7 protein-coding genes and 2 pseudogenes are annotated in these 10,969 nt (G+C 75.8%); all 9 read left to right on the top strand.

Features of this window, described 5'->3' with window-relative positions; genetic code table 11:
- The first annotated feature begins 232 nt into the window (after positions 1 to 232).
- Entirely contained in the window at positions 233 to 2,368 is a 2,136-nt protein-coding gene (uvrB, locus tag ACOV8S_RS11765; protein ID WP_448317724.1) for an excinuclease ABC subunit UvrB, read from the top strand.
- 222 nt (positions 2,369 to 2,590) lie between these two features.
- Positions 2,591 to 3,169: a TerD family protein gene (locus tag ACOV8S_RS11760; protein ID WP_448317723.1), complete on the top strand. Its 579-nt coding sequence runs from the start codon at positions 2,591 to 2,593 to the stop codon at positions 3,167 to 3,169.
- Positions 3,170 to 3,227: 58 nt separating this feature from the next.
- Positions 3,228 to 3,704 (top strand): annotated as a pseudogene (locus ACOV8S_RS11755) (TerD family protein); the annotation flags it as partial.
- A gap of 723 nt (positions 3,705 to 4,427) precedes the next feature.
- A complete protein-coding gene (locus tag ACOV8S_RS11750) occupies positions 4,428 to 5,513 on the top strand; it encodes an ADP-ribosylglycohydrolase family protein (RefSeq protein WP_448317925.1) in 1,086 nt (361 codons plus the stop codon).
- Between the two features lie 7 nt (positions 5,514 to 5,520).
- Positions 5,521 to 6,816 carry an ADP-ribosylglycohydrolase family protein gene (locus tag ACOV8S_RS11745; RefSeq protein WP_448317722.1) on the top strand — a complete coding sequence of 432 codons (1,296 nt, stop codon included), beginning with the start codon at positions 5,521 to 5,523 and terminating at the stop codon, positions 6,814 to 6,816.
- Positions 6,804 to 8,240, top strand: coding sequence for an ADP-ribosylglycohydrolase family protein (locus ACOV8S_RS11740; protein WP_448317721.1), 1,437 nt, complete (start codon positions 6,804 to 6,806; stop codon positions 8,238 to 8,240). The genes ACOV8S_RS11745 and ACOV8S_RS11740 overlap by 13 nt, the downstream gene beginning before the upstream one ends.
- Complete coding sequence (gene rbsK, locus ACOV8S_RS11735) at positions 8,237 to 9,139, top strand: ribokinase (protein ID WP_448317720.1); 903 nt, start codon at positions 8,237 to 8,239, stop codon at positions 9,137 to 9,139. The genes ACOV8S_RS11740 and rbsK overlap by 4 nt, the downstream gene beginning before the upstream one ends.
- A pseudogene (locus ACOV8S_RS11730) lies at positions 9,136 to 10,364 on the top strand (CaiB/BaiF CoA transferase family protein). The gene rbsK and the pseudogene ACOV8S_RS11730 overlap by 4 nt, the downstream one beginning before the upstream one ends.
- Before the next feature lie 8 nt (positions 10,365 to 10,372).
- Positions 10,373 to 10,969 (top strand): HpcH/HpaI aldolase/citrate lyase family protein (locus tag ACOV8S_RS11725; protein ID WP_448317924.1); only part of this gene is annotated, 597 nt, incomplete at its 3' end.

The following is a 10,969-nucleotide window of genomic DNA, read 5'->3' as shown; positions in this document are numbered from 1 at the left end:
GTCCCCGGCTCCGTGCCCGCCTCCCGCCCGACCGGTCCGGCCTCCCGACCCGGCCCCCGGCCGGAACCGCGCGGCGCCCGCCGCGGGTCCCTGGCCGGCAGCCACGAGGAGGACCGCAGCGCCGCCTGGTACGGCTGACGGGAGCCGTCCGGCACCGGCCCGGGAGGGCCGCGCGAGCTCCGCGCGACCGCGGCCCGGGGCCGTTGTCGGCGGCGGGTCGTAACGTGGAGGCATGCGGCCCGTTTCCCACATCGAACGCACGGTGGCGCCCTTCGAGGTCGTCAGCCCCTACCAGCCGAGCGGTGACCAGCCCACCGCGATCGCCGACCTGTCCCGGCGCATCAAGGCCGGCGAGAAGGACGTCGTCCTGCTCGGCGCGACCGGCACCGGCAAGTCCGCCACCACCGCCTGGATGATCGAGCAGCTCCAGCGGCCGACGCTGGTGATGGCGCCCAACAAGACCCTCGCGGCCCAGCTGGCGAACGAGTTCCGCGAGCTGCTGCCGAACAACGCCGTCGAGTACTTCGTCTCGTACTACGACTACTACCAGCCCGAGGCGTACGTCCCGCAGTCGGACACCTACATCGAGAAGGACTCCTCGATCAACGAGGAGGTCGAGCGGCTGCGCCACTCCGCGACCAACTCCCTGCTCACCCGCCGGGACGTCGTCGTGGTCGCCTCGGTCTCCTGCATCTACGGCCTGGGCACGCCCCAGGAGTACGTGGACCGGATGGTGCCCCTCAAGGTCGGGGAGGAGATCGACCGGGACGACCTGCTGCGCCGGTTCGTGGACATCCAGTACACCCGCAACGACGTGGCGTTCACCCGCGGCACCTTCCGGGTGCGCGGCGACACCGTCGAGATCTTCCCGGTGTACGAGGAGCTCGCCGTCCGCATCGAGATGTTCGGTGACGAGATCGAGTCGCTGACCACCCTCCACCCGCTCACCGGCGAGATCATCAGCGACGAGCGTCAGCTCTACGTCTTCCCCGCCACGCACTACGTGGCCGGTCCCGAGCGGCTGGAGCGTTCGGTGCGCGACATCGAGGCGGAGCTGGAGCAGCGCCTCGCCGAGCTGGAGAAGCAGGGCAAGCTGCTGGAGGCCCAGCGGCTGCGCATGCGCACCACCTACGACCTCGAGATGCTCCGCCAGATCGGCACCTGCTCCGGCGTGGAGAACTACTCGATGCACTTCGACGGCCGCAGCCCCGGCACGCCGCCGAACACCCTGCTGGACTACTTCCCGGAGGACTTCCTCCTGGTCATCGACGAGTCCCACGTCACGGTCCCGCAGATCGGCGCCATGTTCGAGGGCGACGCCTCCCGTAAGCGGACCCTGGTGGACCACGGCTTCCGGCTGCCGTCCGCGATGGACAACCGGCCGCTGAAGTGGGAGGAGTTCCAGGAGCGGGTCGGGCAGGCGGTCTACCTGTCGGCGACCCCCGGCGCCTACGAGCTCTCCCGCTCGGACGGCCAGGTCGAGCAGATCATCCGCCCGACCGGCCTGGTCGACCCGGAGGTCGTGGTCAAGCCCACCGAGGGCCAGATCGACGACCTGGTGCACGAGATCCGCGAGCGTGTCGAGCGCGACGAGCGGGTGCTGGTCACCACGCTCACCAAGAAGATGGCCGAGGACCTCACCGACTACTTCCTGGAGCTGGGCATCCAGGTCCGCTACCTGCACAGCGACGTGGACACCCTGCGCCGCATCGAGCTGCTGCGCGAGCTGCGCGCGGGCGAGTACGACGTCCTCGTCGGCATCAACCTGCTCCGTGAGGGCCTCGACCTGCCCGAGGTGTCCCTGGTGGCCATCCTGGACGCCGACAAGGAGGGCTTCCTGCGCTCCGGCACCTCGCTGATCCAGACCATCGGCCGCGCGGCGCGCAACGTCTCCGGCCAGGTGCACATGTACGCCGACCGGATCACCCCGGCCATGGCCAAGGCGATCGACGAGACCAACCGGCGCCGGGAGAAGCAGGTCGCCTACAACAAGGCGAACGGCGTCGACCCGCAGCCGCTGCGCAAGAAGATCAACGACATCGTGTCGCAGATCGCCCGCGAGGAGGTCGACACCGAGCAGCTGCTCGGCTCCGGCTACCGGCAGGGCGGCGGCAAGGCCGCCGGCACGGCCCCCGTCCCCGCCGCCTCGTCCAAGGCGGCCCGCAAGGGCAAGGGCAGGGGCGCCAAGGCGGACAGCGCGGTGACGGACCGCCCGGCCGCCGAACTCGCCCAGCAGATCGAGGAGATGACCCAGCGGATGCGCGCCGCGGCCGCCGACCTCCAGTTCGAGGTCGCCGCCCGGCTGCGGGACGAGGTCTCCGAGATGAAGAAGGAGCTGCGGCAGATGAAGGAGGCGGGGGTGGCCTGAGCGGTCCGCCCGCCCCGGGCCGGCCGCCCGCCCACGGGGCCGGCCGGCCCGGTTCCGCGGCGCTGTCCTGCAACACAGCGCCGCGGCGCTGTGTTGCAGGACCGACACAAATCCCGCAAGGGACGGGCGCGGCGGTGGCGCGCACCCATAGGGTCGAAGTGCTCGCGGGGGGCCGCGGGCGAGGGGATTCACGGGGACTTCATGTCCGAGAGGGGACCGCGCGTGACCGTCAACATGACCAAGGGCCAGGCGATCAGTCTGCAGAAGGACGACGGCGGTAGTCTCACCGCGGTCCGCATGGGGCTGGGCTGGCAGTCCGCCCCGCGCCGCGGTCTGTTCGGCCGCCGCGTCCGGGAGATCGACCTGGACGCCTCCGCGCTGCTGTTCGCCGGGGGCCAGCTGGTCGACGTGGTCTTCTTCCGCCACCTCGTCAGCGACGACGGCTCGGTGCGGCACACCGGCGACAACCTGGTCGGCGGCGCCGGCACCGGAGGGGACGACGAGGCGATCCTGGTCGACCTCCAGCGGGTGCCGGTGCACGTGGACACGATCGTGTTCACGGTGAACTCCTTCACCGGGCAGACCTTCGAGGAGGTCGCCAACGCCTTCTGCCGCCTGGTCGACGAGACCAACGGCCGCGAGCTGGCCCGCTACACGCTGGCCGGAGGCGGGGCGTACACCGCGCAGATCATGGCGAAGGTCCACCGCAGCGGGCCGGGCTGGACGATGACGGCCATCGGCGCGCCGTCCAACGGCCGCACGTTCCAGGACCTGCTGCCGGACATCTCCCGGCAGCTCTGACGCAGGAGGCGGGCCCGCCGCACAACCGGCGGCGGGCGTACGGAGGGGAAAGACGGCGATGACGGCCGAGCTGGTGCGGGGCCAGAACCATCCGCTCACCGAAGCCCGACCGGAGGTCCGGGTCTCGGCCGGCCGCCCGGTGACGGTCGGGGTGGTCCTCACGGACGAGCAGGGCCGCCTCGCGGGCGTCGAGGGCGTGCTCCTGCCGGGAGGGCCCGCCGGGCCGCCCGGCGTCGCGCTCCCGGAACGGGCCGCCGGGAGCGAGCACCGGGTCACTCTCGAACCGGCCGCGCTGCCGGAGACCGTGCACCGGGTCGGGATCGTCCTCGCCCTGCCGCCCGGGGAGCGATTCGGGGGCGGACCCGCGCCCTTCACCGCCGTCGTCGCGGGCGGCTCCGCGGGGCCGCCGCTGGTCAGCTACACCATCACCGGGCTGGACAGCGAGTGCGCGGTCGTCGCGCTGGAGCTGTACCGCAGGCAGGGGGCGTGGAAGGTCCGCGCCGTCGGGCAGGGGTACGCGGCGGGGCTCGCGGCCCTGCTCGCCGACCACGGCCTGCCCTCGGCCGAGGCCCAGCGGCTCGCCACCGCCGTCGCCCCCGCCGCGCAGGACGGCGACCGGGTGCTGCCGTCGCCCTCCACCACGGGTTCCTCCGCCGCCGCCGGTTCGCCTTCCACCACGGGCTCCTCCGCCGCCGGTTCGCCCGCCGTGGCGACGTCTGCCTCCGGTACGCCCGCCGCTGCCGGGACGCCCGCCGCGGCAACACCCGCCTCCGCCGGTGCGACCGCACCTGGTCTGCCCGGCGGCACGGCCGTTCCGGGCACGCCCGCCGCCGAGGGCGCCCAGGCCACGCCGGGCGGCGCGCACACCCCCGGGGGAACCGCGTCGGCGGCCGCCTCCGGCCTCACGGGCCTGCCGCCCCTCGGCGACCCCGCCGAAACCTTCCGGACACCGCCCGCGGGCACGGCAACGCCGCCCGGCAACCCGGCGGACCGGACCGAACCGTTCGGCACCCGGGCCACCGACGGCTCCGCGGCCCCGTACGCCGGTCACCAGGCCCACGGCACGGACGGCGGGGGCCACGCCTCCGCCGACGGCACCTCGGCCACCTCCGCATCGGCCCCCGAGGGCGCCTCGCGGGTCGACTACCGCCATCCGCGACGGGGACCTGGGCCGTCAGCCCAGGGCCAGGGCCAGGCCCACACCCAGGCCGGGACCCAGGGCCAGGCCCAGGCCGGGGCCGAGCAGCACCCCGCCCCCGTGGCGGGGGACGCCGCCGGATGGCCTGCCGCCCGGCACCGGGCGGCGCGGATGCCGGAGTGGACCCGGCGGCTCACCCGGGAGCTGGACACGTTCGCCGAGGAGAACGCCACCACCACCCTCCCCGTGCCGATCGCCCTCAACCAGCCGCCCGACCCGCTGCGGCTGGGCCCCTCCGACGACGCCGAGTGGGCGGCGTGGACCGCGCAGGCGCTGCTGCGCGCGGGCGACGACACCCTCCTCGCCGACCTGGAGCGCGACCGCCGGATCCGGGCCGCCGTCGACCTGGCGTGGAGCGCGGTGGCCGACGAGGTCGCCGAGGCGCAGCGCGCGGCGCCCGAGGCGGAGTCCGCCGCGATCCCTCTGCGGGCCCGGATCTCGGTGCGCGCCGGGCTCGGCAACCTGGCCACCGGCCTGCGCCCGCCCGCCACCGGCCACGACAACCCGCACTACTTCGACGACGCGGCCTGTGTACGCGCGTGCGTCCTGGCTGTCGCTCATCCGGGTGATCCTTCCCGCGCCGCGGAGCTCGCCGAGTTCGACGCCCGCTACTCCCAGGACGGCGACGGCGTGCACGGCGCCCGCGCGATGGCCGCCGCCGTCTCGCTCGCCCTGGCGGGCGCCGACGTGGACGCCTGCGTGAGCGCCGCGCTGGCCGAGCTGCCCGACGCCTCGGAGGCCGGACGCAACGCCCGGCACGCCCTGCACCTGGCCCGGGAGAGCGCCCCGGAGGGCGCGTTCGCGCTGGTGCCGCTGCTGGAGCACCAGATCGTGGACCACGTGTACAGCTACGGGATCGCCGCCGCGGAGACCGTGCCGGTGGCGCTCGCCCTGGCGCTGGCGTCCGGCGGGCGGTTCGCCGAGGCGGTGCCGGCGGCGGCCTGCCTGTCCCGGGTGGCCGACTCCACGCCCGCCCTCACGGGTGCGCTCACCGGCGCCCTGGGCGGTCTCGGGGCGGTGCCGGACCCCTGGCGCCAGGCCTGCCGCTCCCTCTCCGGCTGCGTCCTGCCCCGCCTCGCCGGTACCGATCTGGTGGAACTCGCCGAACGCCTGGAAGCGGGGCGACCGGCCACCGGCGGAGGATGATTCCGGCATGACGCGCATCACGCCCGAAAGGCCCCTCCACGGACCACTCGACGACCCGGAGGTCACCACCGCCGGGCCCGCCGCCGCACCCGCTCCCGGGACCGGGACCGGGGCCGGGACCGGGGCCGGGACCGGGGCCGGGACCGGGGCCCCCGCCCGGACCCTGGACGAGCGGATCGCCGACGCCCTGACCGGCGGGGCCGTCGGCGACGCGCTGGGCGGCCCGGTCGAGGGGTACTCCCCCGAGCAGATCCTGGAACGCCACGGCGGCCGCGTGCGGGGCGTGGTGGGGCCGTGGAACGGCGACGCGTGGCGCACCGCGCGTCCTGTCGCGCCGTACCACAAGGGCGACGGGCACGTCACCGACGACACCTTGATGACCCACGCCCTGATCCGCGTCTACGAGCGGGTCCGCGACCACCTCGACGCCTACGCGGTCGCCGAGCACCTGGTCCCGGACCTGATGGGCGAGCTGCGCTGGATCCCCGAACTGGAGGCCGAGGCGCTGCCGTTGCAGCGGATCTTCCTCGCCGAGAAGTGGCTGGTGGCGCGGATCCACTACGGGCACGTCGACCCGCGCGAGGCCGGCTGCGGGAACATCGTCAACTGCGGCGCCGCGATGTACATGGCGCCGGTCGGCCTGGTGAACGCGGCCCATCCGGCGGCGGCCTACGCCGAGGCGCTGGACGTGGCGGGCCCCCACCAGTCCTCCTACGGGCGGGAGGCGGCGGGCGTGTTCGCGGCGGCCGTGGCCGCGGCCTGCGCGCCGGACGCGACCCCGGAGTCGGTGGTGGCCGCCTGCCTGTCGCTCGCCAAGGACGGCACCCGCGCCGCGATCGAGGCGGTCTGCGAAACCGCCGCCCGGTACGGCGAGTTCGAGGCGGCGCTCGTCCCGCTGCGCGAGGCGGTCGCCCCGTTCGACACCGTCGGTCCCGACTACCGGGCGCCGTCCCTGGGGGCCCGCCGCCCGTCCCGGCTGCACTCGATCGAGGAGCTGCCGGTGGCGCTCGGCATGCTGCTGGTGGCCGGCGGCGACTACGGGCAGGCAGTGCTCGGCGCGGTCAACTACGGCCGCGACTGCGACTCGATCGCCACCATGGCGGGCGCCCTGGCCGGCGCGCTCGGCTCTCCCGCGCCCGCCGGCTGGGCCGCTCAGGTCGCCGAGGCGAGCCGCCTCGACCTGGACGCCCCCGCCCGCGCCCTCACCGCCGTCGCCCGGGAGGTCTTCGCCCGGGACGTCGCCCGCCGCCGCGCCCACGAGGCCGCGTTCACCGCGATCGGAGGCGCCGCGTGCTCCGGTTGACCTGGGTGCAGCCCGAGGACCTGCTCGGCCACGAGCTGCGGCAGGCCGCGCAGGACGGCCGCTCCCCCGCGACCGTCGCCGCGGTCGCCGCCCGCTGGCGCGCGGCCGGCGGCCCCGAGGCCCCCGACCGCGCCGGCTCCTCCGCCGAGCCCGTCTCGCGCTACCTGCGCACCCTCGCCGAGGACCTGCTCGACGAGCTGGCCGAACTGCCCTCGCCCCTGGCGGAGGCGGAGCCCACCGATCTGGAGCGGATCAAGGCGCTCTGCCCCGACTGGCCGGCCGCCCCGGCCGCCTGCCCGCGGCCCTCCGCGGCCCGGCTGGAGGCCGCCTGGCTGGGGCGCGCGGCCGGCTGCCTGCTGGGCAAGCCGGTGGAGAAGCTGCCGCTGGAGGGCATCAGGGCGCTGGCCCGGGCCACCGGCGACTGGCCGCTCACCACCTTCTTCACCGCCCGCGGCCTGCCCGCCGAGCTGGCGGCCGCCCACCCCTGGAACCGCCGTTCGGCCGGCACCTCGCTGGCCGAGAACATCGACGGCATGCCGGAGGACGACGACCTCAACTTCCCGCTGCTCGGCCTTCTGCTGCTGCGCCGTCACGGCCGCTCCTTCACCACCGGGGACGTGGCCCGCCTGTGGCTGGACGAGCTGCCCGCGGGCCGCCTGTTCACCGCGGAGCGGGTCGCCTACCGCAACCTGCTGTCCGGCGTGGAGCCGCCGCACACCGCGCGCCACCGCAACCCGTTCCGCGAGTGGATCGGCGCGCTGATCCGGGCCGACGTGCACGGCTGGACCAACCCCGGCGACCCGGGCGCCGCCGCCGAGCAGGCGCACCGCGACGCCGTCCTCAGCCACACCGGGAGCGGCGTGCACGCCGCGATGTTCGCCGCCGCCATGATCGCGGCCGCGGCGGGCGGCGGGGTGGACGTGCACGGCTGTCTGCGGGCCGGGCTGGCCGTCGTCCCGCCCGGCTCCCGGCTCGCCCGGGCGGTCCGGCACGCCGTCCGGCTGGCCGGCGAACACGCGGGCGGCGCGGCCGGGTTCGAGGCGGTGGTGGACGCGCTGCACACCGAGCACGCGCGGCACCACTGGGTGCACGCGGTGCCCAACACCGCGCTGATCGCCGCGGCCCTCACCCACGCGGACGGGGACTTCGCCGGCTCGGTCTGCCGGGCGGTGTCGGGCGGCTGGGACACCGACTCCAACGGCGCCACCGCCGGCTGCGTGGCGGCGTTGCTGGCCGGCTCCCCCGGGGCGCTGCCCGAGCGGTGGACGGCGCCGCTGAAGAACCGGCTCGCCACCTCCGTGGCCGGGTTCGACGGCGTCGGCTTCGACGTCCTCGGCCGCACCACCGCCCATCTGTGCGCGCCGGGCCCGCGACCGGAGCGGGCGCCGGCCGTCCGGACCGTCCTGGAGGCCGCCCCGTCATGAGCACCGTCGGCGACATCGTCGTACTCGGCAGCGCCAACATGGATCTCGTCGCCTACGTGGCCAAGGCGCCGCAGCGCGGGGAGACCGTCACCGGGCGCGAGTTCCGCACCGCGCCCGGCGGCAAGGGCGCCAACCAGGCGGTGGCCGCGGCCCGTGCGGGCGCCCGGGTCTCGATGATCGGCGCGGTCGGCAACGACACGTTCGGTCTGCGGCTGCGCTCCGCGCTGGAGGCCTCCGGGGTGGTCACCGACCGGCTGCGCACCGCGGAGGGCCCGTCCGGCACCGCCCACATCGTGGTGGACGACGAGGGGGGCAACGCGATCGTGGTCGTCCCGGGCGCCAACGCGGGCGTGACCTCGCTGACTCTCCGCGACGAGGAGGCGGTCCGGGGCGCCGGTCTGCTGCTGCTCCAGCTGGAGACCCCCCTGGAGGCCGTCGTCGCCGGGGCCCGGCTGGCCCGCGCGCACGGCGTGCGGACCGTCCTGACGCCCGCGCCGGTGCGGCCCCTGCCCTCCGAACTCCTCGACTGCGTGGACCTGTTGCTGCCCAACGAGCACGAGGCCGCCGCCCTGGCCCAGGTGGCCGACCCGCGGGAGGCGGCGCTCGCGCTGCTGGAGCGGGTGCCCGAGGTGGTGGTCACCCTCGGGGCGGCGGGCAGCCTGTGGGCGGTGCGCGGCGCGGAGCCGGTGACGGTCCCCTCGCCCCGGGTGCGGGCGGTGGACACCACCGGGGCGGGCGACACCTTCGCCGGCGCGCTGGCCGTCGCCCTCACCGAGAAGCGCCCGATGCCCGAGGCCCTGCGCTGGGCGGCCGCCGCGGCCTCCCTGTCGGTGCAGCGGCCGGGGGCGTCGGCGTCGATGCCCTACCGCTCCGAGATCGAGGCACGGTACACGTCATGAACCAGCCCCTGTCCGACGTCGCCCCCGCTCCCGCCGCCGGGCCCGCGCCGCTGTCCGGGCTGCGGGTCCTGGACCTGGCCACGCTGTTCGCCGGGCCGCTCGCGGCCACCATGCTGGGCGACTTCGGCGCCGACGTGGTCAAGGTGGAGCACCCGACGAAGCCCGACCCCTCGCGCGGTCACGGGCCCGCCAAGGACGGCGTCGGGCTGTGGTGGAAGCTGCTGGGCCGCAACAAGCGGAACATCACCCTGGACCTGTCCGCGCCGCTCGGCGCGACCTGCTGTTGCGGCTGGTCCGGGACGCCGACGTCGTGGTGGAGAACTTCCGCCCGGGCACGCTGGAGCGGTGGGGTCTGGGCTGGGAGGAGCTGTCCGCGGTCAATCCGCGTCTGGTGCTGGCCCGGGTCACCGGCTTCGGCCAGTTCGGCCCGTACGCCCGCCGCCCCGGCTTCGGCACCCTGGCCGAGGCGATGAGCGGTTTCGCCGCCGTCACCGGCGAGCCGGACGCGCCCCCCACCCTGCCCCCGTTCGGCCTGGCCGACTCCATCGCCGCGCTGGCCACCGCCTTCGCGGTGACGACGGCGCTGGCCGCCCGGGACCGCACCGGCGCCGGGCAGGTCGTCGACATGGCCATCATCGAACCCATCCTCACGGTGCTGGGGCCGCAGCCGCTCTGGTTCGACCAGCTGGGCCACGTCCAGCCGCGCACCGGCAACCGGTCCCAGAACAACGCGCCGCGCAACACCTACCGGACCGCCGACGGCACCTGGGTGGCGGTCTCCACCTCGGCGCAGTCGGTCGCCGAACGGGTGATGCGGCTGGTGGGGCGGCCGGAGCTGGTCGACGAGCCGTGGTTCGCCACCGGTTCCGGGCGCGCCGCCCACTGCGACGTGCTGGACGAGGCGGTCGGCGCCTGGATCGCCCGGCGTGGACGGTCGGAGGTGCTGGACGCCTTCGAGAAGGCGGAGGCCGCGGTGGCTCCCGTCCAGGACGTGCGGGACGTGATGGAGGACCCGCAGTACCGGGCGCTGGGCACCATCACCACCGTGGACGACCCGGAGCTCGGGCAGCTGCGGATGCAGAACGTGCTGTTCCGGCTCTCCGCGACCCCCGGCGCGATCCGCTGGGCGGGGCGGCCGCACGGGGCGGACACCGAGGCCGTGCTCACCGAGGCGGGGCTCACCGCTCAGGAGATCGCGGCACTGCGACGGGAGGGGATCGTGTGAGCGGGGAGGTGCAGGCGCCGCCGCTGACCTTGCTGTACGTCCCCGGGGACCGGCCCGAGGTGGTCGCCAAGGCGCTGCGGGCGGGGGCGGACGTGGTGCTCGTCGACCTGGAGGACGCGGTCGCGCCCGCCCGCAAGGAGTACGCGCGGGACGCCACCGCGGAGCTGCTGGCCGAGCAGCCGCCGGTTCCGGTGCACGTCCGGGTGAACTGCCCGTCCTCGCCGGAGGGGCGTGCCGACCTCAAGACGCTGCTGCCGTGCCAGGGGCTGGGCGGGGTGCGGCTGCCGAAGGTGACCTCGCCGGACACGGTGGCCCGGGTGGCGGGGCAGGCGAGCGCGCTGGACCGGACGGGGCTGCCGCTGTTCCCGCTGCTGGAGAGCGCGCTGGGCGTCGAGGAGGCGTTCCGCATCGCCCGCGCCGATCCGTCGGTGGGCGGCGTCTCACTCGGCGAGGCCGACCTGCGCGCGGACCTCGGGGTGCGGGAGGACGCGGGGCTCGACTGGTGCCGCTCCCGGGTGGTGGTGGCCGCCCGGGCGGCAGGGCTGCGGCCTCCGGCGCAGTCCGTCCACCCGGACGTGCGGGACCTGGAGGGGCTGCGGGCGGGC

The sequence above is a fragment of the Streptomyces sp. CO7 genome, from assembly GCF_053474865.1.
Note: the sequence above shows the minus strand (reverse complement) of the source record. Positions and strands in the feature narration are given on the sequence as shown.